Origin of the sequence: Actinomadura sp. RB99 (genome assembly GCF_014706005.1) — a bacterium.
Classification (GTDB): Bacteria; Actinomycetota; Actinomycetes; order Streptosporangiales; family Streptosporangiaceae; genus Spirillospora.
On record NZ_JABMCA010000067.1, the window covers coordinates 28,159 to 52,155 of the forward strand.

Below are 23,997 nucleotides of genomic sequence, written 5' to 3' on the forward strand. Positions count from 1 at the left end.
CGGAGCGGAAGCCGGGGGCGTGGTCCGGGCCACTGGTCGAACCTCTCCAGGCCACTGCCCGCGATTGGCTCTGCCGCTCGCCCGCCGCCGCACCGCAGGCTGGGAACATGACCGGACACCATCCGCAGACCCGAGCCGTCCACCCGCCCGTGATCACGCCGTCCGGCAGCCGCCCGCTCGGCCAGCCGATCTACCAGGGGCACCTGTTCGCCTTCGACGCCGCCGACGACCTCGCCGCCGCGTTCCACGGCCCGGGGCAGGCGTTCCTGTACGGGCGGATGAGCAACCCGACCGTCCGCTCCCTGGAAGAGGCCCTCGCCGAGATCGAGGGCGGCGCCGGGGCCCTCGCCACCGCCGCCGGCATGGGCGCGGTCAACGGCGTCCTGATGGCGCTGCTGAAATCCGGCGACCACGTCATCGCGCAGTCGTCGCTGTACGGCGGCACGTACGCGCTGCTGCACGACCTCGCCGACCGGTGGGGCGTCGAGCTGACGCACATCCCCGGCGACGACCCCGGCGAGGTCCGGGCCGCGCTGCGCCCGAACACGCGCATGCTCTACCTGGAGACGGTCGCGAACCCGACCACCCACGTCACCGACATCCCCGCGTTCGCCGAGGCCGTCCGGGGGACGGGCGTGCTCACCGTCGTCGACAACACGTTCGCGCCGCTGCTGTTCCGGCCGCTGGAGCACGGCGCGGACATCGTCGTCCACTCCGTCACCAAGTTCCTCAGCGGGCACGGCGACGTCATGGGCGGCGCCGCCGTGTTCGCCGACCCGGACCTGCACCGCCGCGTCTGGGACCACGCCGTCGAACTCGGCTCCACCGCCGACCCGTTCGCCGCCTGGCTGACCCTCCGCGGGCTCGCGACCGCGCCGATGCGCGTCGCCCGGCACAGCGCGAACGCCCTCGACCTCGCCCGCCGCCTCGCCGGGCACGCGTCCGTCGACCGCGTCCACTACCCCGGGCTCGCCGACCACCCGCAGCACGAGATCGCGCGCCGGCTGCTGCCGGACGGCGCCGGCGGCGTCCTGTCGTTCGAGCTGGCCGGCGGGCGCGAGGCCGGGCAGGTGTTCAGCGAGTCGGTGCGGCTGGTGTCGCTCAGCCCGTCGCTCGGCGACACCGGCACGCTCGTCATGCACCCCGCGAGCACGTCGCACCGCCAGATGGACGCCGCGTCCCTCGCCGCCGCCGGCATCGGCGAGGGCACCGTCCGCCTCGCCGTCGGCCTGGAAGACCCCGACGACCTCTGGCAGGACATCGAGCAGGCCCTCGCCAAGGCCACCTGACCGAACCCGGAGGCTAGAGGTAGAAGCCGGTGGCGGTGGAGGGGGCCGCGTGCGTCTCGGGACGGTGCTCGCCCTTGCGGAGCGCGGCCAGCTCCGCGAGGGTGGCGCCGTCCGGGCCGATCTCGGACGCGGCGTCCGAGCCGTCCAGCCACGCCACCGACTCCTCGCGGGACAGCCGGCCCACCTCGATCTGCGCGAGGCAGCGCCCCGGCCGCACCACCGCCGGATGCAGCATCGCCAGGTCCTCGTTGGTGGTGATCGCCACCAGCACGTCCCGGCCCTGCCCGAGCATCCCGTCGGTGAGGTTCAGCAGCCGCGACAGGCCCTGGCCCGTCGACTGCTTCGCCTCGCCGCGGATCAGCTCGTCGCAGTCCTCCAGGATGAGCAGCCGCCAGCGGCGGTTCTCGTCCTCGTCGTCGCCGACCGCCACCTCCATGAGGTAGCTCGGCGTACCGAACAGCGCCTCCGGATCGAGCACGCAGTCGGCCTGGCACCACTTGCCCCACGCCCGCGCGAGCGCGCGCAGCGCCGTGGTCTTGCCGGTGCCGGGCGGGCCGTGCAGCAGCAGGAGCCGGCCCGCCACCTCGTCGCGGGTCAGCTTCATCACCCGGTCGAGCGCGTCGGCGACCGCGGCGGTGTAGTTGCCGCGGATGTCCTCCCACGCGTCGGCGGAGATCGCCCGCTCGTCCCGGGACGGCCCGTGCATCCCCATGTGCCAGAAGCCCATCTCGACACTGGTCTCGTCGGTCTTCGGCGGATCCGTCGCGTCCTTCACCGACGCGTCCAGGACCGACTCCGCCAGCGCGTCCGACACCGCCGACACCGCGAGGTACGCGCTGCCGTTCTTCCACCGGTTCGTCAGCAGCGTCCAGCCGTCGCCCTCGGCCAGCACCGACTCCTTGCCCTTCTCGCGGGCCACCCGCACGAGCCGCGCCCCGTCCGGGCGCAGCGGCGCCTCCGGGCGGACGTGGTCCAGCCGCGTCGACCGCGACCACGGCTGCTCGCCCGACGCGAACGGGCGCAGCGACAGCACGTCCATCACGTCGGCGGGGGAGTTGTTGTCGCTGAGGTTGAAGACCACGGGCAGCGTCGCGTCGGGCCCGGGGTCGCTCGCGTTCTCCCCGGGGCCGACGAGATGCAGGACGTCCTGCGCGCTCTCCCGCGACATGGTCATGTCACTGATCATCAGGCGTCGCGGGCGGGCGCGTCCACCGAATTAGGGACACCGGAGCGGCTCAGGCGGCGCCGCCCTCGCGCTCCTGCCGGGCGGCCCGGCGCGCCTCCGCCTCCTGGAAGTCGAGCTTCTCGGCCTCCTCCGGCGTCGGCGCCGTGCCGCCGAGGTAGGCGGGCTGCCACCACTTCTCGCCCGCCTTCGGGACGTCGGGGTACTCGCGCTGCGCCTTCTCCAGCAGCTCGGACATGCGGACCCGCAGGTCCTCGGTGACCTGGTCGTAGTCGTCGCCGCGCTTGGGGTACATGGGCTCGCCGACGAGGATCGTCACCGGCACGTTGCGCTGCAGCAGCCGGCGCTTGCGGCCCTTCGTCCACAGCCGCTGCGGGCCCCAGATCGCGACCGGGATCAGCGGGGTCTTGGACGCCACCGCCATCCGCACCGCGCCGCTCTTGATCTCCTTCACGGTGAACGACCGGCTGATCGTCGCCTCCGCGAACACCCCGACGATCTCCCCGCCGCGCAGCGCCTTCAGCGCCGCCGCGTACGAGGAGGCGCCCGCCTCCCGGTCGACCGGGATGTGCTTCATCCCGCGCATCAGCGGCCCGCCGACCCGGTTGTCGAAGATCTCCTTCTTCGCCATGAACCGCACCAGCCGGCCCGCCGGGTGCGCGGCCAGCCCCGCGAAGATGAAGTCGAGGTAGCTGACGTGGTTGCTGACGAGCACGGCACCGCCCTCGGCGGGAATGTGTTCGGTCCCCTCCAGACGGAACTTGATGTTCAGGGCCTTGAACACGCCAAGAGCCGTCTTGATCACTGGCGGGTACACGCGTTCGGACATGTCAGCACCGTACTTGAGGCACGCCATGATCAGCGAGTGCGGCGCCGGGATCGCGATGGATCCCACAAGCGGCCGGAACTCTGAGAAGGTGGGGGGTGTGACGTGATCCGCCGATGGTGAAGGGGGATGAGCATGGAACCGTTGGACGCGGCGGCGGACGTGCACGCGCTCATCCGCGACGTGCTCCCGGCGCTGGCGCCCAGCGCCTGGTTCGACTCCGGAACGTCCGAGGTGGTGCTGCCGCTCGGCCGGTCCGAGGCGCGCGCCTCCAGCTGGACGGTGCTGGAGCGCTGCGCCCGCGAGCCGCGCTCGGCGTGGCCGCAGGTGGTGGACGAGTGGGTCCGCGAGGTCGGCGACCGCGCGTTCCTCGCCGTGGGCGAGATGGAGCTGTTCGGCGACGTCCGCGAGCTGCTGCGGCTGCGGATCGTGCCGAAGCTCGCGCCGCGCGACCGGGAGGGCCTCGTCGTCGTCCCGGCCGGCGACCACTTCGACGCGATGGTGATGATCGAGCATCCGCGCTACGGCGGGCCGCTGACGAAGGCGCGGGCCGGCCTGCTGGGCCTGCACAAGCTCGGCTACGTGATGACGAACACCCATGACCGCGAGCTGTCGGACGTGTCGGTGCACGACCAGCCCCTGCTGCCCGGACGCAACGTCCGGGTGGTCGCGAAACCGGGCAGCCGGTACGTGTCGGCGCTGCTCAGCGAGGTCGACCAGTTCCTCCCGGTGCCGAACGAGCACGGCGCGCTGGTCGGCGTCCCGTGCCACAGCACGCTGCTGCTGTACCCGATCACGTCCACGGCCGTCCGCGAGGTGCTCCCCGTCTTCGCCGACGTCGTCCGCGAGATGCACGCGGCCGCCGACGACCCCTGCGCCCCCGGCGTCTACTGGAGCCACGGCGAGCGCCGCCTGACCCCCCTGCCCCCCGACGCCCCCCACGAGGGCACCGGCGAGTTCGCCACCCTCCTCCGAAGACTGCCCGGTTGACCCAGGGGGACTGTGTTTTCCCAGGGGGGCGACCCCCTGGAACCCCCGTCACGACGGGGGACGCGTTTCCCGCTCCGCTGGCGCTCCGCGCGAAACGCGTCCCCCGTCGTCGGGCATGCCCGCTGCGCTCGCTGGCGCTCGCTCCGCGTGCCTGCCCGTGCGGTGGCTGGGGTCTGGTCTTTCGTATGGGTGTTCAGCCGGGTCTTCCGGGCCGGCTTTTACGGGAGTTTCCAGTCGATGGGTTGGGCGCCTTGCTGTTCCAGGAGTTGGTTGGCGCGGGTGAAGGGGCGGGAGCCGAAGAAGCCGCTGTTGGCGGAGTAGGGGCTCGGGTGCGGCGACTCGATGCAGGGGACGTTGCCGAGCATCGGCTTGAGGTTGCGGGCGTCGCGGCCCCACAGGATCGCGACGAGCGGGCGGTCGCGGGCGGCGAGGGCGCGGATGGCCTGCTCGGTGACCTGCTCCCAGCCCTTGTCGCGGTGCGAGCCGGGCTTGCGCGGCATGACGGTGAGGGACCTGTTCAGCAGCAGGACGCCGCGCTCGGCCCAGGGCGTGAGGTCGCCGTTGGACGGCTCGGGGTGGCCGAGGTCGTCGCAGTACTCGCGGAAGATGTTGACGAGGCTGGCGGGCAGCGGCCGGACGTCGGGGGCGACGGAGAAGCTGAGGCCGACCGGGTGGCCGGGCGTCGGGTACGGGTCCTGGCCGACGATCAGCACCCGGACGTCGTCGAACGGCTGGGTGAAGGCGCGCAGGATGAGGTTCCCGGCGGGCAGGTAGCGGCGTCCGGCGGCGACCTCGGCGCGCAGCCAGTCGCCGGCGGCGGCGATCGTCCCGGCGACGGGGGCGAGGGCCTGCGCCCAGCCGGCTTCGACGATCTCGGTGAGGGGGCGTGCCGTCATGGCGCATCAGCCTAGTGCGATGATCAACGGGGCGGAGGGCGAACCGTTTCTTGATCAGGCCTGTGACGTTCCCTGACCAGAACAGGGTGGCCGATCGGGAAAAGGTTTCCTGTTGCCCCAATCGGCAGATGAACCGGGTGAAACGTCCCGTTAAGTCGGCGTTACTTCCCGCCGTGGAGCGTTGACGTTCCGCGTCCGCCGCCGAAACCTGGGAGGGCAGGCAAGTGCCGGACGAGCGGACGGGACGATCGGATGAACCAGCTGACCAGCGTGGACGCCACATTCCTGAACGCCGAGATGGGCAACGTGCACGCCCACATCGCGGGGCTCGGGGTGCTCGATCCCGCGTCGTGCCCGGGCGGGCGGCTCACCGTCGAGCAGGTGGCCGGCCTGGTGCGCGACCGCGCCCACCTGGCGCCGCCGCTGCGGCGGCGCCTCGTCCGGGTGCCGCTCGGCCTGGACTTCCCGTACTGGGAGGACGACCCGGACTTCGCGCCGGAGAAGCACATCGTCGAGATCGGGCTGCCCGCGCCCGGTGACGACCGGCAGCTCGCCGACGCGGTCGCGATGCTGCACGAGCAGCCGCTCGACCGGTCCCGCCCGCTGTGGGAGATCGCGCTGATCCAGGGGCTGCGGGGCGGCCGCGTCGCCGTGTACCTGAAGGTGCACCACGCGGCGATCGACGGCGTGCTGGCGGCCGAGACGCTCGCCGCGCTGCTCGACCTGTCGCCCGAGCCCCGCGAGCTGCCGCCGGACGACGCCGCTCCCACGCGCGCGCCGAGCCCGGCGGCCATGGTCGGGACGGGCCTGCTGCGGGCGGCGGCGCACCCCGTCCGGTCGGTGCTGTCGGTCGCGCGCACCGCCCCGTACCTGGACGAGATCCCCGGCCTCGCGTCGATCCCCGGCATCGGGTTCGTGTCGTCGCTGGTGCAGGGCGCGCTGGGGCGGCCGGAGGCGCCGCCGGTGCCGCGGGCCGCCGCGCCGCCCACCCCGTTCAACCGGCCGGTGGGCCGGCGCCGCGCCGTCGCCTGCGGCGAGCTGCCGCTCGCGGACGTCAAGGAGATCCGGCGGGGCCTCGGCGGCAGCGTCAACGACGTGGTCATGGCGCTGTGCGCGACCGCGCTGCGGCAGTGGCTGGACAAGCGCGGCGACCTGCCGGACGGCCCGCTGGTCGCGGGCGTGCCGGTGTCGCTGCGGCTGGCGGGCGGCGCCGGTCCCGGCGGCAACCAGGTGTCGATCATGAGCACGCCGCTGGCCACCCACATCCCCGACCCGGCCGAGCGGTACGCCGCCGTCCGGCGCGACATGGACCTGGTCAAGCGGCGGTTCACCGCGTCGTCGGGCGGCTGGGTGCGGGAGATGAGCGGGCTGCTGCCCGCGCCGGTCGCGGGCGCCGTCACCCGGTTCGCGCTGCAGGCGGCGTCGGCGGTGTCGCTGCGCCCGGTGAACCTCGTCGTGTCGAACGTGCCGGGGCCGCAGTTCCCGCTGTACCTGTGCGGCGCGCGGGTGCTCGGCTACTACCCGATCTCCGTGGTCACCGACGTCAGCGGCGGCATGAACATCACGGTCTTCTCCTACGACGGCAAGGTGGACGTCGGCATCGTCGCCTGCCGCGACCTGGTGCCCGACCCGTCGGAGCTCATCGACCACCTCGACGACGCGCTGGACGAGCTGCGGGCGCTCAGCCGGCAGGTCCTCGGCGAGGGCTGACGGCGCTCAGCCGCCGATGCCGAGGGCGGCGCGGTGCCGCCGGGCCAGCGCGAGCGCGGCGGCTCCGGCCGGCTGCATCGGCCCCGGGACCGGCCCGCCGAGGTCCGCCATGGACACGCGGCCCTCGTCGTTGACCTCGACGAGCCCGCCGAACAGGTCCGCGAACGCCGCGTCGTCCATCACGACGGCGGTCAGGATGTCGAGCGCGAACGTCAGCGGATCGACGCCGAGCCCGAGGAAATGGGCGCGGACGCGGCGCTCCTTCCGCGCTTGCGTCATCGCCCGGTGGAACGGCCATTCCTCCTGGACGAAATGGTCGCCGTAGTCCTCGTCCATTCCGAGCAGTTCCTCGGCGTATTCGCGGACCATGCAGCGCCACAGGTCGAGGTCGTCGCGCTCGTCCGCCAGCGGCTGGAAGACGCCGACCGGCATCACCTGGTGGAGGCCGCCCGCGTGCGCGACCTTCGCCGGGTCCCGCCAGTGCAGCACGTACGCGCCGGACACCGTGACGGTCAGCGTCGTGATCGCGCACAGCGCCGTCCGGCGGCGCAGGTCGCAGGGGTCGCCGACGCGGCGGCGCAGGCCGTCTCGGCCGGCGGCCAGCTCGTGCGCGGCGGCCTCGCCGACGTTCACGCCGTCGAAGTACCGGCCGGGGCCGAACCGCAGGATGGGCGGGGCGGCGGCGAGCAGGCGGTAGCTCGGCCGGTCGTCGAAGATCCTCGGCGGGGCGAGCGCGGCCAGGGCGCCCGCGTAGGTGCGGTACCCGTCCGGGAGCCCGTCGGACGGGTCGGCGACGGCGGGCGGTTCAGGTGCCGGGTCCCATTCCAGCCGGACGTCCTCCAGGGGGACGGGGGCGTCCGGGATCCATTCCTCGCGGCACATCAGCCGTGTCCCCGCGACGCGCGGGACGCCGGGGTAGAGGTCGCTCGCGAGCCGCCCGAGGCGGTCGCGGCCGGCGTTCAGCAGCGCGCGCTCGGCCCGCCACCGTTCCTCGTCAGCGTTCACCACGCCGACCGTAGGCCATGGGGGCCGCGCCGGCGCGACCCGATCCGGGTCCGGATCACCGGAGAACGTGACCTAAAGTAGCGATACGTGCAGACCGCCCAAAGCGTAGAAAACCCCCTGGAACCCCTGGAGAAGCGGAGCGCGGCGCCCCTCGCCTGGGCGCTGTGGGGCGTGGGCGTCCTCGCCTACGTGGTGGCGGTCCTGCACCGGACGTCCTTCGGCGTCGCCGGCATCGACGCGGTCCACCGCTTCGGCGCGTCCGCCGGGATGCTGGCCTCCTTCACCGTCCTCCAGCTCCTGGTCTACGCGGGCCTCCAGATCCCCGTCGGGCTGCTGCTGGACCGCGTCGGCCCCCGGTGGATGATCGCCGGCGGCGCGCTGCTGATGGCCGCCGGGCAGGCGCTGATGGCCGTCTCCACCTCCGTCGGCACCGCCGTCGCCGCCCGCGTCATGGTCGGCGCCGGCGACGCGATGACCTTCATCAGCGTGCTGTCCATCGTCGCGACCTGGTTCCCCGGCCGGCAGGCGCCCGTCGTCACCCAGCTCACCGGCCTGCTCGGCCAGCTCGGCCAGGTGCTCAGCGCCGTCCCGCTCGTCGCGCTGCTGCACGGCCCCGGCTGGACGGCCGCGTTCGGCTCCGCCGCCGCCCTCGGCGTGCTCGTCGGCGTGCTGTCCGTCGCCGTCCTGCGCGACTCGGCGCCCGGCGCCGTCCGCACCGCGCCCCCGCCGCTGCGCCAGGTCGGCCGCGACCTGCGCGCCGCCTTCCGGCACCCCGGCACCCGCCTCGGCCTCTGGACGCACTTCGTCACCCAGTTCTCGTCCAACACCTTCGCGCTCATGTGGGGCTACCCGTACCTGGTGTCCGGCCAGGGGATGCGCCCCTCCGCCGCGTCGACGCTGCTCACCCTGTTCGTGCTGGCCAACGTCGTCTCCGGGCCGTTCGTCGGGCGGCTCGTCGCCCGGTACCCGCTGCGCCGCTCCCGGCTCGTCCTCGGCATCGTCGGGACCAACGCCGCCGCCTGGGCCGCCGTCCTCGCCTGGCCGCCGCCCGCGCCGGCCTGGCTGCTGGTCGTGCTGGTGGTCTGCGTCGCGCTCGGCGGGCCCGGCGCCATGATCGGCTTCGACTACGCCCGCACCTTCAACCCGCCCGCCCGGCAGGGCACCGCCACCGGGATCGTCAACGTCGGCGGCTTCGCCGCCGCCCTCGTCACCATCCTGCTGATCGGGTTCGTGCTGGACGCCCTGTCGCCCGGCAAGGACTTCACCCCGTCCGCCTTCCGCGCCGCCTGGACCGTCCAGGTCCTCATCTGGACGATCGGCGTCGCGGGCGTGCTGCGGACACGCCACCTCACCCGCCGCCACCTCGCCCTCTCCGAGGACCGGTAAAGGCGCAGGAAAAGCCATTCTCCGGCCGGCCGTAATGTGTCACCGGCTCGGGTCAGATCCATCTTGACGCTCGGTGGACATCGATGTGTAGAGTTGATCTGTTTTCGACCGACAACTGCACGAGGGGCACCGGGTGGCGGACGGGCAGGACGGCGGCGCGGCCGCCTGGACACAGGTCGTCTACGTCCCCTCCCGCCGCTTCCACCAGGGCGACGGCATCGCCGAGTTCGTCCTGAGCCGGTTCGAGGACGGCCGCAGCGTCCTGCCCATGTACTCCTCCCTCGAACTCCTCGTCGCCGGCTGCGGCGAGGACCAGCCCTGGGTGGCCGTCCAGGTCCGCGCCCCCGAGGGCATCGAGGAGCTCGCCGAACTCGCCGGGGCCGACGTCGTCCTCTGGGACGTCGACTTCAGCCAGGTGGAGGGGGACGCCTCCTGACCGGCCGCCGGCTCGCACGGACCGGGGCGGGGCGAGGCCCGGCGGCGGACGCCGCCGCCGGGCGGACGGGTCAGGGCCGCAGCTCCAGCGTGCAGCACTTGGGGCCGCCGCCGGCCTTGCGGAGCTCCGACAGATCCACCGGGACGGGCTCGTACCCGTGCTCGCGCAGCGTGCCGATCAGGCCGGCGGCCTCGGCGTTGATGACGACGTTGCGGCCGTCGCAGACCGCGTTGAGGCCGAGGACGGCCGCGTCCGCCTCGTCCGCGATCACGGCCTCCGGGAAGAGCCGTTCGAGCACCGCGCGGCTGCCGGGCGAGAAGGCGCCCGGGAAGTAGGCGACGTTCGCGCCGCCGAGCGGGAACAGCGCGGTGTCCAGGTGGTAGAAGCGCGGGTCGATCAGCCGCAGCGTCACCACCGGGCGGCCGAGGAACTCCTGCGCCTCCTGGTGGGCGGCGATGTCGGTGCGAAAGCCCGTCCCGGCCAGGATGACGTGGTCCAGCGTGAGGAAGTCGCCCTCGCCCTCGTTGGTGTGCTCCGGCAGGAGGACGTCCGGGAAGCCGTTCTTGCGGAGCCAGTCGGCGTAGGCGGGGCCTTCGGCGGCCCGCTCGGGGAAGGTGAACCGCGCGCCGTAGGCCCGCCCGCCGACGACGAGGGCGCCGTTCGCGGCGAAGACCATGTCCGGGAGGCCCTCGATCGGGTCGATGAGGCTGACCTCGTGGCCGAGCGACAGGTAGGCGGCGCGCAGCGCCTCCCACTGCGCGACGGCCCGCCCCGCGTCCGCGCCGGCGGCCGGGTCCATCCACGGGTTGATGGCGTAGGTCACGGCGAAGTGCTCGGGGCGGCACATCAGGTAGTGCCGCCGCAGCGCGGTCCGCCGCGGGGTGGTCGGCTCCGTCGCCGGCATCACGGTCATGCTGTCTCCTGGGGCTGCCAAAACGACTCGACTAAGCGAAAGCCTAGAAACGAACGCGCCGCATTCCAATGCGTCGTCCTTGCGCTGACCTGCGGATTCGTTGCGTGTTGCGCCCTGCGCACGGCGAATCGTTGCGGTGCCCCGGCAGGAGGCGGGAGTGTCAGGCGGGCGGCCGGGGGAGCGGGGTGAACATGTGGTCGAGCATCGTGTGCAGGAAGGCCCGGAACCCCGCCACGTCGTCGTGGGGGCAGGGGGCGGTGCTCGGGGTGTGGCGGCGGGGCGGCTCGTCCGGGCCGCTGTGGACGACGCCGCCGGTGAGGAAGCCGTAGACGCACCAGACCACGCTCCAGATGAGGTAGTCCGGATCGACGTCGGGCGGGACGAGGCCGCGCACCGTGTCGGCGATGTCGCGGGACAGGGGCTTGGTGTAGACCTCTTCGAGGTCGGGCAGGTCGGCGGCGTCCCCCATCCACCGGTGCTGCCAGAGCGCCAGGACCTGCGGATGGGAGGCGTAGAAGTCCAGGTAGGCGTCCGCGAGGAGCATGATGCCGCGCCGGTCGGGGGTGAAGCCGGCCAGCGCCTCCCGCAGCGCCGTCTCCTCGGCCTCGTCGGCGTGGCGCATCACGATGCGGTACAGGTCCGCCTTGGTCGCGGCGACGCGGTGGACGGTGTCGAGGTCGATGCCCGCCGCGTCGGCGATCATCTGCAGCGACGTCCCGTCGTACCCGAGCTCCGCGAAGATCCGCGTCGCGGTCTCGGTCAGCCGGTCCTCTTCGGTTCCCTCCATGAAATCACTCTAAGTGACGGGCTCGTGACGGTCGCGGGTGCCGTCGTGCGGAGCAGGCGCGCGGAGAGGGCACGCGGTGCGCGCGCCCGCTCCGCCGCAGGGTCAGGCGGATTCGGTGGGGAGCCCGGCGGCCACCCAGTCCTCGATTCCCTCGCGGTACTTGCGGACGTTGGTGTAGCCGAGCGCGGTGAGCCGGTCGGCGACCTGCCCGCTGTTGGGGCAGGCCGGGTTGGAGCAGTAGGTGACGATCGCGGCGGCGCGGTCGGGCAGCAGGGCGGGCGCCTGCGCGTCCACGTCCGCGGCGACGAGCGGCACGGCGCCGGGCAGGTGCTGCTTGGCGTGGTACTCGCCGCCCAGCGCGTCGACCACGGTGACGGTGCCGGCGTCGATCGCGGCCTTGAGCTCGTCCCGGCCGATGAGTGCGGTCATGGCAGTGCCTCCCGATGAGACGGACTATAGTCCGGTTATGCCTCGAGACGATACCGGACCGCAGTCCGCTTCTGCAACGCCCCTGGAACTGCTGCGCACCCCGCCGCCCAAGGAGCGCGCGGACGCCGCGCGCAACCGCGCGGCCGTGCTGGAGGCGGCCGGCCGGCTGTTCGCCGAGCGGGGCGTCGAGGCGGTGTCGATGGACCAGGTGGCGGCGGAGGCCGGCGTCGGCAAGGGGACGCTGTTCCGGCGCTTCGGCGACAAGGCGGGGCTGGCCGCCGCGCTGCTGGACGCGCGGGAGCGCGTGCTCCAGGAGGCGGTCCTGCACGGACCGCCGCCGCTCGGGCCGGGGGCGGGGGAGGAGGAGCGCCTGGTCGCGTTCACCGGGGCGTACCTCGACTACCTGCTGGAGCACCTGGCTCTCGTGCGGATGTCGGAGACCGCGTCACCGGGCGCGCGGTACCGGATCGGCGCGTACCGGTTCTGGCACCGCCACGTCGCGATCCTCGCGCACGGCGCGCCGGACCCCGAGTACGCCGCGCACGCCCTGCTCGCGGCGCTGTCCGCCGAGCACGTGGCGGCGCTCCTGCCGGAACTGGGCGAGGAGCGCGTCAGGGAGGGGAGCGTCCGGCTCGCCCGGTCCGTGCTGCGGTGACCGGGCGGCGGGACGCGGCGGGGAGGGACGCGGCGCGGCGTGCCCGTCCGCGGCGTGCCCGTCCGCGGCGTGCCCGTCCGCGGCGTGCCCGTCCGCGGCGGGGCGGGCACGCCGGAGCGGATCAGAGGTTGATCATGTGGCCGGCGAGGCCGTGCACGGCCTCCTTGATGGCCTCGCCCAGGGTCGGGTGGGCGTGCACGTTGCGGGCGACCTCGTGGACGGTCAGGTCCCACTGCTGCGCGAGGGTCAGCTCGGGCAGCAGCTCGGTCACCTCGGGACCGATCAGGTGCGCGCCGAGGATCTCGCCGTACTTGGCGTCGCTGATCACCTTCGCGAAGCCGTCGCCCTCGCCCATGCCGAGCGCCTTGCCGTTGGCGCTGTAGGGGAACTTCGCGACCTTGACGTCGAAGCCCTGCTCCCGCGCCTGCGCCTCCGTCCAGCCGAACGAGGCGACCTGCGGCTGGCAGTAGGTGGCGCGCGGGATCATCACGTAGTCGAGCTCCATCGTCTCGGCGCCCGCGATGGTCTCGGCGGCGACGATGCCCATGGACTCGGCGGCGTGCGCGAGCATCAGCTTGGCGGTGACGTCGCCGATCGCGTAGATGTGCGGGACGGACGTGCGGCAGCGGCCGTCCACGTCGATCGCGCCGCGCTCGGTGAGCTGCACGCCGGTCTTGTCGAGGCCGTAGCCGTCCACGTTCGGCTGGAAGCCGATCGCCTGCAGCACCTTGTCGGTCTCGATGACCTGCTGGGCGCCGTCCTTGCCGGTGACGGTGACCTTGACCTTCTCGCCGGAGTCGTCGATGCCGTCGACCCGGGTGGAGGTCAGCACGTCGATGCCGAGCTTGCGGTACCGCTTGGCCAGCTCCTTGGACACGTCCGCGTCCTCGTTCGGGACCATCCGGTCGAGGAACTCGACGATCGTGACCTTGACGCCGTAGTTGTGCAGGACGTAGGCGAACTCGACGCCGATGGCGCCCGCGCCGGCGATGACGATGCTCCCCGGCAGCTCGGAGCTGAGGATCTGCTCCTCGTAGGTGACGACCCGCTCCGACAGCGACGTGCCGGGCAGCAGCTTGGTGTGCGCGCCCGCCGCGATGATGCAGTTGCCGAAGGTCACGGTCTCGGTCGAGCCGTCGGCCTTGGCGACCTCGAGGGTGTTCGGGTCGGTGAACGTCCCGCGCCCGTCATAGGAGGTGATCTTGTTCTTCTTCATCAGGAACTGGACGCCCTTGACGAGCTTGTCCGATACCTGGCGGCTGCGCTGGAAGGCGACGCCGTAGTCGAAGGCGACGGTGCCCTCGACGTTGATCCCGTAGGTCTTCTGCTCCTGGGTGAAGATGTGCGCCAGCTCGGCGTTGCGCAGCAGCGCCTTCGAGGGGATGCAGCCGACGTTGAGGCACACGCCGCCCCAGTACTTCTCCTCGATGATCGCGGTCTTCAGCCCGAGCTGTGCCGACCGGATCGCGGCGACATATCCACCCGGGCCCGCGCCCAGGACCACGACGTCAAAGTGTTCGCTCATATTCATTGACGATATTCGGCGCGGGGCAGTGCTCGCATCCCGGACGGCGCCGCTGCGGCGCAGGTCGCACCGGCATGCGCGCCGCCGTCCGAAATCGATCACGCGGCGTGACGAACGGGCTCCGTTACGGCTCCGTCGTCACATGCTGTTAGGCTTTGTGCGTTGCGATCACGGCCCGGGGACCTCGCCCGGCGGCTCGGCCCCTGACCGTGCTCGGGCGAGTGCGCGCTCGCTCCACGGGCCTCCCCGGGAGGCCCGCCTCCGGCACCGCCTCCCGGTCGGACGCCGCGCTCGCGCGATGGACCCGGCACTCCGGGCGGGCCCCGCACCGGCCGGAGGCCCGAGCCGCCGGAGGCCCCGCCGCCGCATCTCCGGGGCAGCCCCCGCGGGCCGGTGGCGCGGACCGCTGGGACACGGACCGCTGGAACACGGCGGCACCGGCCGATCGTTGCCCTCAGATGCCCCTGTCCCCGGGTGCGGCGACCCGTCCCGAGCCGAGTGGAGGAGAAGCCGAGTGAGGATTCCCAAGCGCGTCAACGCCGTCCTGGACTGGATGGAGCAGCACTTTGGCGCACTTGCGGTGGTCGTCGCGCTGATCGTCGTGGCCGTGGTCGCCACGCTCGCGCCGCCGCTGGTCGGGCTTCCCGTCGCCGGCTTCGTCATCGGGCTCGCCGTCGGCGGGTTCCTCGTGCACGTGCGGCTGAGCCGGCGGATCGCGCGGGCCCGCGCGGAGGTCGACGACCTGCTCCGCGAGAACGGCGCGCTGCGGCACCGCAACACGATCCTCGCCAGCGGCGTGATCACCCGGGGCGCGCAGGAGACGCAGGCGCTGGTGGCCATCCCGGAGGACGACGAGGACCTCGTCGAGGACGACCCGACCCGCACCGCGGCGCTCCCGGAGCTGACCGACGAGCTGCTCGGCGGCGACCCGGGCGACACCCTCGGCGACGGCGCCGTGAGCGGTGCCGAGGCCACGGCCGAAGTCCCCCCGGTCGACGTTCCTCCGTCCGACGTTCCTCCGGCCGAAGCCGGCGCGGGGGAGCCCGCCGGGGATGAACCCGCCGGGGATGAAGAGGACGAAGAGGACACCGCCAAGAACGTCCGGAGGGCGTGAGCGCGCGCCTCCCGCCGAGTCATCGGACCGCCAAGACCGTGCGTTAACTCCGCCGATCTTCGGGCAGGGGACTGCCGGGAGGTGCGGATGAACGCAGAGTCCGGTCCGGATCCCGCGGCCACGCGGGGAACGGGGACGGCCGACGGTGGCGACCACGTCGCGACCGAGGACGTGGACCTCGGCGCGGTGCACAAGGCCGTCATAGCGTCCGCGATGGGCAACTGCATCGAGTGGTTCGACTTCGGCGTCTTCAGCGCCGGGGTGATGACCTCGATCATCGGCACCAAGTTCTTCCCCGAGCACATCTCCGGCAGCGCGACGCTGCGCTCGTTCGCGCTGATCGCCGCGGCCTTCCTGGCCCGCCCGTTCGGCGGGCTGTTCTTCGGCCCGATGGGCGACAAGCTCGGCCGCAAGCGGGTGCTCGCCACCACGATCATCCTGATGTCGGGCTCCACCTTCGTGATCGGCATCCTGCCCGGGTACGGCGCCATCGGGATCGCGGCGCCGCTGCTGCTGCTGGCGGTGCGCCTCACGCAGGGGTTCTCCACGGGCGGCGAGTACGGCGGCGCCGCCACGATGATCGCCGAGTACGCGCCGACGAACCGCCGCGGCTACTTCGGCAGCTTCCTGGAGTTCGGCACGCTGACCGGCTACATCCTGGGCGCCGGGCTCGTCCTGCTGGTGAACGTGGCGGTCGGGGACGCGGCCATGCACGCCTGGGGCTGGCGGATCCCGTTCCTGCTCGCGCTGCCGCTCGGGGTCGTCGGGCTCTACGTGCGCACCCGGATCGAGGACACCCCGACCTTCCAGCGGATGGAGGAGTCCGGCAAGAAGGCGCGCTCGCCGCTGAAGGAGACCTTCGCGCACTACTGGAAGGTCATCCTGATGCTGATCGGGATCGTCTTCCTGCTGAACGTCGCGGACTACACGCTGCTCACCTTCATGCCGTCGTACCTGGTCGACTTCCTGCACATGGGCAGCGTGAAGTCGCAGCTGGTCACGATCGGGGTGGAGGCCGCGATGATGGCGGTGATCCTGCCGACCGGCCACCTGTCGGACCGGATCGGCCGCAAGCCGGTGCTGCTGATGGCGGCGGTCGGGTTCCTCCTGCTGAGCTGGCCGGCGTTCGCGCTGATGCAGACCAACAACTGGTTCGGCATCGTGCTGGGGTACGCGATCATCGGCGGGCTGCTGGTGCTGATGCTCGCGGTGATCGGCGCGACGTTCCCGGCGATGTTCCCGACGAAGGTGCGGTACGGGGCGTTCGCGATCGGCTACAACATCTCGACGTCGCTGTTCGGCGGCACCGCCGCGGTGCTCGTCGGCTCGCTGATCGACGTGACCGGCAGCAATTACATCCCGGCGTACTACATCATGCTCGCGGCGGCGGTGGCGCTGGTCCCGATCCTGATGATCAAGGAGACGGCGAACGTGCCGATCGAGCGGGTCGGGATGGCGAACGCCCCGGAACCGGTGGGCTCCGGGGCGCGGCACTGACCCCCGCCGCCCGACGATGTGATGCGCGCCCGGCTATCGCCGGACGGTGTCACTTCTGTGGCGCGAAGGGGAACATATAGCTCGTTGCGCCCGTCCGATTACCGTCGGTAGCGTCTCCGTTGGTTCACCCATGGCAGACCCTCGACGAATCGGCGGTGCGGACGTGACGGAAGAGCAGTTGAGCCTCAGTACCTCTGCGGCACGGAACCTGGCGACCACGACCAAGTCCGTCCCCCAGATGCAGGGGATCACCTCCCGGTGGCTGCTGAAGCTGCTGCCGTGGGTGGAGGCGTCGGGTGGCGCCTACCGCGTCAACCGGCGGCTCACCTACACGGTCGGCGACGGGCGGGTGACGTTCGTGACGACCGGCGCGGACGTCCGGGTCATCCCCCGCGAGCTGGGGGAGCTGCCCCCGCTGCGCGGCTACGAGGACGACCTGGCCCTGGACGCGCTGGCCGGCCGGTTCACCCAGCAGGAGTACGAGCCGGGCGACGTCATCGTCGAGCAGGGCCGCCCGATCGACCGGGTCGTCCTGGTCGTGCACGGCAAGCTCAGCAAGGTCGGGACGGGCGAGTACGGCGCGGAGGCCGTGCACGGGACCCTCGCCGACGGCGACTTCTTCGGCGAGCGGGCGCTCGTCGGCTCCGACGAGGGGGCGGAGCCGGCGACCTGGGAGCACACCGTCAAGGCGCTCACCGCGGTGACGGTCCTCAGCATGAGCGAGTCCGACTTCCAGGAGACGCTCGGCCAGTCCGCGTCGCTGCGCGAGCACCTGGACGCCTACCGGGAGAGTCCGGAGCGGGCGAGCAACGAGCACGGCGAGGCCGCCATCGACCTGGCGTCCGGGCACGAGGGCGAGCCGGTGCTGCCCGGCACGTTCGTCGACTACGAGGGCTCCCCGCGCGAGTACGAGCTGAGCGTTGCGCAGACGGTCCTGCGCGTCCACACCCGCGTCGCCGACCTCTACAACGAGCCGATGGACCAGGTCGAGCAGCAGCTCCGGCTGACCATCGAGGCGCTGCGCGAGCGGCAGGAGCACGAACTGGTCAACAACCGGGACTTCGGCCTGCTGCACAACACCGACCTCACGCAGCGGGTCCACACCCGGTCCGGGCCGCCCACCCCCGACGACATGGACGAGCTGCTCACGCTCGTCTGGAAGGACCCCGCGTTCTTCCTCGCCCACCCGAAGGCGATCGCGGCGTTCGGCCGCGAGTGCAACGCCCGCGGCGTCTACCCCGACAGCGTCGACGTCGGCGGCCACAAGGTGCCCGGCTGGCGCGGCGTCCCGATCTTCCCCTGCAACAAGATCCCGGTCAGCACGACCGGGACCAGCTCGGTCCTGCTGATGCGCACCGGCGAGGCGACGCAGGGCGTCATCGGCCTGCACCAGACCGGGCTGCCGGACGAGTACCAGCCGGGCCTGTCCGTCCGGTACATGGGCATCGACGACAAGGCGCTCATCAACTACCTGGTCAGCTGCTACTACTCGGCGGCCGTCCTGGTCCCGGACGCGCTCGGCATGCTGGAGTCCGTCGAGGTCGCGCACGGCGGTGCGGCGTAGTGCAGCCGTTCGAACTCCCCGAGTTCTACGTGCCGCATCCCGCGCGGCTGAACCCCCGGGTCGACGCGGCCCGCGAGCACTCCCGCCGCTGGGCGTACGAGATGGGGATCCTCGGGCCCGACGCGACCGGGCCCGAGGTCTGGGACGAGGCCGAGTACGACGCGCACGACTACGCGCTCCTGACCGCGTACACGCACCCGGACGCGCCCGGTCCCGTCCTGGACCTGGTGAACGACTGGTACGTGTGGGTGTTCTACTTCGACGACCACTTCCTCGAACGGTACAAGCGGCCCCGCGACCTCGCGGGCGCCAAGGAGTACCTCGCGCGGCTCCCCGCCTTCATGCCGGTGAAGGCGGGGGGTCCGCCGCCCCCCGAGCCGGCGAACCCGGTCGAGCGGGGGCTCGCCGACCTGTGGGAGCGGACCGTCCCGCTCATGTCGGAGGACTGGCGGGCCCGGTTCGCCGAGAGCACCCGCAACCTGCTGCAGGAGTCGGCGTGGGAGCTGGCGAACATCGACGAGTCCCGCGTCCCGAACCCGATCGACTACGTCCAGATGCGCCGCAAGGTCGGCGGCGCGCCCTGGTCGGCGGACCTGGTCGAGGTCGCGGCGGGCGCGGAGGTGCCCGCCCGGGTCGCCGGGACGCGCCCGCTCCGGGTGCTGAAGGACGCGTTCTCCGACGCCGTCCACCTGCGCAACGACATCTTCTCCTACCAGCGGGAGACCGAGAGCGAGGGCGAGGTCAACAACGGCGTCCTGGTGATGGAGCGGTTCTTCGGGACCGGGCCGCAGCGCGCCGCCGAGATCACCAACGACCTGCTCACGTCCCGGATGCAGCAGTTCGAGCACACCGCCGTCACCGAGCTGCCGGTCCTGTTCGAGGAGCACGGGCTGAGCCCGGCGGAGCGCCGCGACGTGCTGCGCTACGCGCGGGGCCTGCAGGACTGGCAGTCCGGCGGGCACGAGTGGCACCTGCGGTCCAGCCGCTACATGAACGAGGGCGCGGTGCGGGGGGGCGGGCCGTCCGGGCCGCCTGGGCTGCCGGAGATCGCCCGGCTGCTCGGGCTCGGGACGTCGGCGGTGCGGATCCGGTCGCTGGCCGGCCCGCCGGGCCCGCCCCCGGGCGCACCGGACGGCGGCGCGGGGTTCCGGATGCCCGAGTTCTCCCTCCCGTACGAGCCGCTGGTCAACCCCCGGATCGCCGGGCTCCGCGCGCACACGGCGGAGTGGGCGCGGGACATGGGCATGCTGGACGCCGGCGTGCCCGGCACCTGGACGCCCGAGGCGTTCGACGCGGCCGACTACGCGATGTTCGCGGCGCTCACCCATCCCGACGCGCCCGGCCCCGAGCTGGAGCTCATCGCCGACTGGCACCTGTGGCGGTTCTTCTTCGACGACCTCTTCGCCGAGCGCTTCAAGCGGCCCCGCGACCTGCTCGGCGCCAAGGCGTACATGGCGCGCCTGCTCGCGCCGCCCGCCCCGAGCGCGGCGGCCGATCCGGAGCCGTGCGCGCCGCCCGGCCCATGCGTGCCGTCCGGTCCGGGCGTGCCGTCCGGCTCGTGCTTGCCGTCGGGTTCGGGCGCATCGCCTGATCCGGTGGAGCGGGGGCTCGCGGACCTGCGGGCCCGCACCGCCGCCGCCATGTCCGACGACGAGCGCGCCGGGCTCGACGAGGCGCTGCGGCAGCTCGCCGACAGCTGGCTGTGGGAGCTGGCGGGGCTCGTCCACAACCGCGTCCCCGACCCCGTCGACTACATCGAGATGCGCCGCCGGACGAGCGGCGCCGCGTTCACCGCCGCGCTGCTGCGGCACGCCCACGCCGGCGGGCTGCCGCCGGACGTCCTCGCGTCCACCCCGATGCAGGCGCTGCACGACACGTTCGCCGACGTCGCCGGGCTCCGCAACGACCTGCTCTCCTACCCCAAGGAGGTCGGGGAGGACGGGCTCAACAACGCGGTCGCGGCCGTCGAGCGGTTCCTCGGCTGCGGGACGCAGCGCGCCGCCGACATCGTCGCCGACCTGGTCGAGGCGCGCGTCCGGCAGTTCGAGCGGACCGCCGCGGCCGAGCTGCCGATCCTCGCCGCCGAGTCCGGCCTGGACGCCGCCGCCCGCGACGGCCTCGCCCGCCATGTCCGGGCGATGCGCCGCTGGACGGCCGGCGACCTGCGCTGGTCCACGACGACCGGCCGGTACGCGCCGCCCGTCCGCGGCACCGCGCCGCCCGTCCGCGGCACCGCGCCGCCCGTCCGCGACACCGCGCCGCCCGCCGCCCCGCCGACCGGGGGTGCGCGGCTCCGCGTGCCGTCCGGGCCGTCCGGGCTCGGCACCTCGGCGGCCCGCACACCGTTCCGCCCGGCGCGTCCCGCACCGGTGCGGCCCAGCGAGACCCAACCAGCGATCCCCCGGAGGTAGCGGCACATGACCGACCCGCAGCTGGCCCTGAGCACGCGGGCAGCGCGCAATCTCGCGACCACCACCAAGTCCGTGCCGCAGATGCAGGGCATCACCCCCCGGTGGCTGCTGTCGCTGCTGCCGTGGGTGCGGGCGGACGCCGGCACCTACCGGGTGAACCGGCGGCTCACCTACGAGCTCGGCGACGGGCGGGTGACGTTCGTCAACGACGGCGCCCACGTCCGCGTCATCCCCGGCGAGCTCGCGGAGCTGCCGCAGCTCAGCGGGCTCGACGCGATGGTCCTGGACGCGGTGGCCGGGAGGTTCACGCAGACCGAGTACCAGCCCGGCGACACGATCGCGGCGGCCGGCGACCCGCGCGACCGCGTCCACCTGATCGCGCACGGCAAGGTCGCCGAGGTCGGGACCGGCGAGTACGGCGGCGAGACGCAGATCGCGATCCGCGACGGCGGCGACTTCTTCGGCGACGAGGCCCTCCTCGGCGACGCGGGCGAATGGCCGCACACGTTCCGGGCCCTCACCCCGGCCATCGTGCTGACCCTGTCCCCGACCGCGATCGTCGAGCTCACCGAACGGTCGGAGACGCTGCGCGCGCGCCTGGAGGAGTACCGCAACACCCCGAAGCCGCCCCAGACCCGGCACGGCGAGGCCGCCATCGACCTGTCGTCCGGGCACGACGGCGAGCCCGTGCTGCCCGGCACGTTCGTCGACTACGAGACCTCGCCCCGCGAGTACGAGATGGCCGTGACGCAGACGCTGCTGCGCGTCCACACCCGCGTCGCCGACATCTACAACAAGCCGATGAACCAGATCGAGCAGCAGCTCCGCCTCACCATCGAGGAGATCCGGGAGCGGCAGGAGCACGAGCTGGTCAACAACCGCGACTTCGGCCTGCTGCACAACGCCGACCTGCGGCACCGCATCCAGACCCGCGGCGGCCCGCCCACCCCCGACGACATGGACGAGCTGCTCGCCCGCCGCCGCAAGACCCGCTTCTACCTCGCCCACCCGAAGGCGATCGCCGCGTTCGGCCGCGAGTGCACCCGCCGCGGCGTGTACCCGGGGACCGCCGAGGTCGACGGCGGGCGGCGCGTCCAGGCGTGGCGCGGCGTCCCGATCTACCCGTGCGACAAGATCCCGATCACCTCGACCGGCACCACGTCGATCATCGCGATGCGGACGGGCGAGGACGACCAGGGCGTCATCGGCCTGCACCGCACCGGCATCCCCGACGAGGTGCAGCCCGGCCTGTCGGTCCGCTTCACCGGCATCGACGACAGGGCGATCCTGTCGTACCTGGTCAGCGCCTACTACTCGGCCGCCGTGCTGGTGCCCGACGCGCTCGGCGTGCTGGAGAACGTCGAGATCGGCCGCTGACGGGAGGACGGGACATGTCGGTGGAGACCCCCGCCCGATCCGCCGCCGAGGTCCTGGCGTGGAGCCGGGGCCTGGTGGAGCCCGCGCTGCGGTCCGTGATCGAGGCGATGCCCGGCTCGATGCGCGGCATCGCCGAGTTCCACTTCGGCTGGCGGGACGAGGCGGGCCGCCCCGCGGCGGGGGCGAGCGGCAAGTCCGTCCGCCCGGCGCTGACGCTGCTGGCGGCCGAGGCGGCCGGCGGGACGGCGGCCGCCGCCGTCCCGGCCGCCGTCGCGGTCGAGCTGACGCACAACTTCTCGCTGCTGCACGACGACGTCATGGACGGCGACCGCACCCGCCGGCACCGGCCCACCGCGTGGACGGTGTTCGGGGTCAGCGCCGCCATCCTCGCCGGGGACGGGCTGCTCGCGGGCGCCTACGAGGCGCTCGCGGACGCGCCGTCCCCGGACCCGGCGGCCGCGGTCCGGACGCTCAGCCGCGCGGTCCTCGAACTGGTGGAGGGGCAGAGCGCCGACACCGCGTTCGAGGACCGCGCCGACGTCACGCTGGCCGAGTGCCTGGCGATGGCGGGCGGGAAGACCGGCGCGCTGCTCGGCGGCGCGTGCGCGCTCGGCGCCCTGTACGGGGGCGGCGCCGGGCGCGCGTCCCGGTACCGGACGTTCGGCGAGCGGCTCGGGCTGGCGTTCCAGCTGGTCGACGACCTGCTCGGCATCTGGGGCGACCCGGAGGTCACCGGCAAGCCCGTCCACTCCGACCTGCGCAACCGGAAGAAGTCGCTGCCGGTGGTGGCGGCGCTGACGTCGGGGACGCCGGCGGGGGAGGAGCTGGCGGCGCTGTACCTGCGGCGGGGGGCGCTCGCGGGCGACGAGCCGGCCCGCGCCGCCGCGCTGATCGAGGCGGCGGGCGGCCGCGCGTGGGCGGCGGCGGAGGCGGACGCGCTGGTCGCGAGCGCCCTCACCGAGCTGGACGCCGCGGCCCCCGTCCCGGCGGCGGCCGCGGAGCTGCGGTCGGTGGCGCACCTGCTCACGCACCGCGACCACTGACCTCCGGAAAACCCGGCGCCGCCGTCGTTATAGTGCCGGTGTGCCGGACCTCCCTCCCCTCGAACCCACCGACCCGCGGCGGCTCGGCGGCTACCGGATCACCGGGCGGATCGGGGAGGGCGGGCAGGGCGTCGTCTACGCCGCAGTCCCCGACGGCGGCGGCGACCGGGTCGCGATCAAGCTGTTCCACGCGCAGCTGACGGGCGATCCGGGCGCGCAGGACACGTTCGCCCGCGAGCTGGAGGCCGCCAAGCAGGTCGCGCGGTTCTGCACCGCCCAGGTGCTGGACTCCGGCGCGTTCGGCAGCCGCCGCTTCATCGTCAGCGAGTACGTCGACGGGCCGCCGCTGAGCGCGGTCGTCCGGGAGGGCGGCCCGCGGTCGGGCAGCGCCCTGGACCGGCTGGCGATCGCGACGGCGACGGCGCTGGTCGCGCTGCACGACGCCGGGGTGGTGCACCGCGACTTCAAGCCGCACAACGTGCTGCTCGGCGCGGACGGCCCCCGGGTCATCGACTTCGGGATCTCGCGGGCGCTGTCGGGCGCGCAGACCGTGGTGAGCCGCGCCGTCGGGACCCCCGCGTACATGGCGCCCGAGCAGCTCCAGCCGGGCGAGCTGGGTCCCGCGGTGGACGTGTTCGCGTGGGCGTCGACGATGGTGTTCGCCGCGACGGGCCGCCCGCCGTTCGGGAACGAGTCCATCCCGATCGTGATGAACCGGATCGCGCACGAGCCGCCGCGGCTCGACGGCGTGGAGGAACCGCTGCGGGGGCTGCTCGCCGAGTGCCTCGCCAAGGACCCGGCGCGGCGCCCGACCGCGCAGAACGTGCTGGACCGCCTCGTCCGCCGCTCGCAGCAGACGGCGTCCGGCGGCGTCCCCGCGGCCACGCCCGGGCCGGTCCAGCCGCCCGCGCCCGCCGCGGTGTCGCCTGCACCCGCCGGACGCCGTCTGCTGCGAGCGGCG

21 protein-coding genes are annotated in these 23,997 nt (G+C 73.3%); 13 read left to right on the forward strand and 8 right to left on the reverse strand.

The window, feature by feature from the left end; all coding sequences use genetic code 11:
- Positions 1 to 107: 107 nt before the first annotated feature.
- Positions 108 to 1,289: an aminotransferase class I/II-fold pyridoxal phosphate-dependent enzyme gene (locus amrb99_RS38940; protein WP_190865939.1), complete on the forward strand. Its 1,182-nt coding sequence runs from the start codon at positions 108 to 110 to the stop codon at positions 1,287 to 1,289.
- 13 nt (positions 1,290 to 1,302) lie between these two features.
- On the opposite strand, the gene amrb99_RS38945 is transcribed toward amrb99_RS38940, so the two are convergent.
- Together amrb99_RS38945 and amrb99_RS38950 are read right to left on the reverse strand one after the other, a co-directional pair.
- Positions 1,303 to 2,463 (reverse strand): DUF5925 domain-containing protein, encoded by a 1,161-nt coding sequence (locus amrb99_RS38945; protein WP_241756342.1) that lies wholly within the window; start codon positions 2,461 to 2,463, stop codon positions 1,303 to 1,305.
- Positions 2,464 to 2,524: 61 nt separating this feature from the next.
- Positions 2,525 to 3,301 (reverse strand): lysophospholipid acyltransferase family protein, encoded by a 777-nt coding sequence (locus tag amrb99_RS38950; RefSeq protein ID WP_190865941.1) that lies wholly within the window; start codon positions 3,299 to 3,301, stop codon positions 2,525 to 2,527.
- 132 nt (positions 3,302 to 3,433) lie between these two features.
- Between amrb99_RS38950 and amrb99_RS38955 the strand changes: the two genes are divergently transcribed.
- Positions 3,434 to 4,288 carry a hypothetical protein gene (locus amrb99_RS38955; RefSeq protein WP_241756343.1) on the forward strand — a complete coding sequence of 285 codons (855 nt, stop codon included), beginning with the start codon at positions 3,434 to 3,436 and terminating at the stop codon, positions 4,286 to 4,288.
- A gap of 218 nt (positions 4,289 to 4,506) precedes the next feature.
- Here amrb99_RS38955 and amrb99_RS38960 read toward each other — a convergent pair whose 3' ends face one another.
- Positions 4,507 to 5,184: a uracil-DNA glycosylase gene (locus amrb99_RS38960; RefSeq protein ID WP_190865945.1), complete on the reverse strand. Its 678-nt coding sequence runs from the start codon at positions 5,182 to 5,184 to the stop codon at positions 4,507 to 4,509.
- Between the two features lie 252 nt (positions 5,185 to 5,436).
- Here amrb99_RS38960 and amrb99_RS38965 point away from each other — a divergent pair, with 252 nt between their 5' ends.
- Complete coding sequence (locus amrb99_RS38965; RefSeq protein WP_190865947.1) at positions 5,437 to 6,894, forward strand: wax ester/triacylglycerol synthase family O-acyltransferase; 1,458 nt, start codon at positions 5,437 to 5,439, stop codon at positions 6,892 to 6,894.
- A 6-nt stretch (positions 6,895 to 6,900) separates the two neighbouring features.
- On the opposite strand, the gene amrb99_RS38970 is transcribed toward amrb99_RS38965, so the two are convergent.
- On the reverse strand, positions 6,901 to 7,899 hold the full coding sequence (locus amrb99_RS38970) for a transcriptional regulator (protein WP_190865949.1): 999 nt from the start codon (positions 7,897 to 7,899) through the stop codon (positions 6,901 to 6,903).
- Positions 7,900 to 7,986: 87 nt separating this feature from the next.
- On the opposite strand from amrb99_RS38970, the gene amrb99_RS38975 reads away from it, so the two are divergent.
- Both amrb99_RS38975 and amrb99_RS38980 read left to right on the forward strand, forming a co-directional pair.
- A complete protein-coding gene (locus amrb99_RS38975; protein ID WP_347257042.1) occupies positions 7,987 to 9,285 on the forward strand; it encodes an MFS transporter in 1,299 nt (432 codons plus the stop codon).
- 133 nt (positions 9,286 to 9,418) lie between these two features.
- Entirely contained in the window at positions 9,419 to 9,721 is a 303-nt protein-coding gene (locus tag amrb99_RS38980) for an SAV_915 family protein (protein WP_190865951.1), read from the forward strand.
- Between the two features lie 70 nt (positions 9,722 to 9,791).
- Here the strand turns inward: amrb99_RS38980 and ddaH are convergent, their stop codons facing one another.
- The 3 genes from ddaH to amrb99_RS38995 all read right to left on the reverse strand — a co-directional run bounded on the left by ddaH (position 9,792) and on the right by amrb99_RS38995 (position 11,850).
- Positions 9,792 to 10,634 (reverse strand): dimethylargininase, encoded by an 843-nt coding sequence (gene ddaH / locus amrb99_RS38985; RefSeq protein WP_190865953.1) that lies wholly within the window; start codon positions 10,632 to 10,634, stop codon positions 9,792 to 9,794.
- A 160-nt stretch (positions 10,635 to 10,794) separates the two neighbouring features.
- Positions 10,795 to 11,421 (reverse strand): TetR/AcrR family transcriptional regulator, encoded by a 627-nt coding sequence (locus amrb99_RS52795; RefSeq protein WP_190865955.1) that lies wholly within the window; start codon positions 11,419 to 11,421, stop codon positions 10,795 to 10,797.
- A 102-nt stretch (positions 11,422 to 11,523) separates the two neighbouring features.
- Entirely contained in the window at positions 11,524 to 11,850 is a 327-nt protein-coding gene (locus amrb99_RS38995) for a rhodanese-like domain-containing protein (protein ID WP_190865957.1), read from the reverse strand.
- 37 nt (positions 11,851 to 11,887) lie between these two features.
- Here amrb99_RS38995 and amrb99_RS39000 point away from each other — a divergent pair, with 37 nt between their 5' ends.
- Positions 11,888 to 12,505 (forward strand): TetR/AcrR family transcriptional regulator, encoded by a 618-nt coding sequence (locus amrb99_RS39000; RefSeq protein WP_190865959.1) that lies wholly within the window; start codon positions 11,888 to 11,890, stop codon positions 12,503 to 12,505.
- 121 nt (positions 12,506 to 12,626) lie between these two features.
- On the opposite strand, the gene lpdA is transcribed toward amrb99_RS39000, so the two are convergent.
- Positions 12,627 to 14,030 carry a dihydrolipoyl dehydrogenase gene (gene lpdA / locus amrb99_RS39005; protein ID WP_190865961.1) on the reverse strand — a complete coding sequence of 468 codons (1,404 nt, stop codon included), beginning with the start codon at positions 14,028 to 14,030 and terminating at the stop codon, positions 12,627 to 12,629.
- Between the two features lie 514 nt (positions 14,031 to 14,544).
- Between lpdA and amrb99_RS39010 the strand changes: the two genes are divergently transcribed.
- From amrb99_RS39010 to amrb99_RS39040, 7 genes are all read left to right on the forward strand, one after another.
- Entirely contained in the window at positions 14,545 to 15,144 is a 600-nt protein-coding gene (locus amrb99_RS39010) for a hypothetical protein (protein ID WP_190865963.1), read from the forward strand.
- 87 nt (positions 15,145 to 15,231) lie between these two features.
- Positions 15,232 to 16,641 (forward strand): MFS transporter, encoded by a 1,410-nt coding sequence (locus amrb99_RS39015; protein WP_190865965.1) that lies wholly within the window; start codon positions 15,232 to 15,234, stop codon positions 16,639 to 16,641.
- 130 nt (positions 16,642 to 16,771) lie between these two features.
- Positions 16,772 to 18,205 carry a family 2B encapsulin nanocompartment shell protein gene (locus amrb99_RS39020; RefSeq protein WP_190865968.1) on the forward strand — a complete coding sequence of 478 codons (1,434 nt, stop codon included), beginning with the start codon at positions 16,772 to 16,774 and terminating at the stop codon, positions 18,203 to 18,205.
- Entirely contained in the window at positions 18,205 to 20,616 is a 2,412-nt protein-coding gene (locus amrb99_RS39025) for a germacradienol/geosmin synthase (protein ID WP_190865970.1), read from the forward strand. The genes amrb99_RS39020 and amrb99_RS39025 overlap by 1 nt, the downstream gene beginning before the upstream one ends.
- A 6-nt stretch (positions 20,617 to 20,622) precedes the next feature.
- Positions 20,623 to 21,993 (forward strand): family 2B encapsulin nanocompartment shell protein, encoded by a 1,371-nt coding sequence (locus tag amrb99_RS39030; RefSeq protein ID WP_190865972.1) that lies wholly within the window; start codon positions 20,623 to 20,625, stop codon positions 21,991 to 21,993.
- Positions 21,994 to 22,007: 14 nt separating this feature from the next.
- The gene (locus amrb99_RS39035; protein WP_190865975.1) at positions 22,008 to 23,036 is read left to right on the forward strand and encodes a family 2 encapsulin nanocompartment cargo protein polyprenyl transferase; all 1,029 of its coding nucleotides are present in this window, start codon (positions 22,008 to 22,010) and stop codon (positions 23,034 to 23,036) included.
- Positions 23,037 to 23,076: 40 nt separating this feature from the next.
- Positions 23,077 to 23,997, forward strand: a 921-nt coding sequence (locus tag amrb99_RS39040) for a protein kinase (protein WP_190865977.1), incomplete at its 3' end; no start/stop codon positions are given.

Excerpts from the sequence above, each read along its gene's own strand:
- amrb99_RS38940 (WP_190865939.1), top strand. The coding sequence starts at position 108 with ATGACCGGACACCATCCGCAGACCCGAGCCGTCCACCCGCCCGTGATC.
- amrb99_RS38945 (WP_241756342.1), bottom strand. The coding sequence starts at position 2,463 with ATGACCATGTCGCGGGAGAGCGCGCAGGACGTCCTGCATCTCGTCGGC.
- amrb99_RS38950 (WP_190865941.1), bottom strand. The coding sequence starts at position 3,301 with ATGTCCGAACGCGTGTACCCGCCAGTGATCAAGACGGCTCTTGGCGTG.
- amrb99_RS38955 (WP_241756343.1), top strand. The coding sequence starts at position 3,434 with ATGGAACCGTTGGACGCGGCGGCGGACGTGCACGCGCTCATCCGCGAC.
- amrb99_RS38960 (WP_190865945.1), bottom strand. The coding sequence starts at position 5,184 with ATGACGGCACGCCCCCTCACCGAGATCGTCGAAGCCGGCTGGGCGCAG.
- amrb99_RS38965 (WP_190865947.1), top strand. The coding sequence starts at position 5,437 with ATGAACCAGCTGACCAGCGTGGACGCCACATTCCTGAACGCCGAGATG.
- ddaH (WP_190865953.1), bottom strand. The coding sequence starts at position 10,634 with ATGACCGTGATGCCGGCGACGGAGCCGACCACCCCGCGGCGGACCGCG.
- amrb99_RS52795 (WP_190865955.1), bottom strand. The coding sequence starts at position 11,421 with ATGGAGGGAACCGAAGAGGACCGGCTGACCGAGACCGCGACGCGGATC.
- amrb99_RS38995 (WP_190865957.1), bottom strand. The coding sequence starts at position 11,850 with ATGACCGCACTCATCGGCCGGGACGAGCTCAAGGCCGCGATCGACGCC.
- amrb99_RS39000 (WP_190865959.1), top strand. The coding sequence starts at position 11,888 with ATGCCTCGAGACGATACCGGACCGCAGTCCGCTTCTGCAACGCCCCTG.
- lpdA (WP_190865961.1), bottom strand. The coding sequence starts at position 14,030 with ATGAGCGAACACTTTGACGTCGTGGTCCTGGGCGCGGGCCCGGGTGGA.
- amrb99_RS39015 (WP_190865965.1), top strand. The coding sequence starts at position 15,232 with ATGAACGCAGAGTCCGGTCCGGATCCCGCGGCCACGCGGGGAACGGGG.
- amrb99_RS39020 (WP_190865968.1), top strand. The coding sequence starts at position 16,772 with ATGGCAGACCCTCGACGAATCGGCGGTGCGGACGTGACGGAAGAGCAG.
- amrb99_RS39030 (WP_190865972.1), top strand. The coding sequence starts at position 20,623 with ATGACCGACCCGCAGCTGGCCCTGAGCACGCGGGCAGCGCGCAATCTC.
- amrb99_RS39035 (WP_190865975.1), top strand. The coding sequence starts at position 22,008 with ATGTCGGTGGAGACCCCCGCCCGATCCGCCGCCGAGGTCCTGGCGTGG.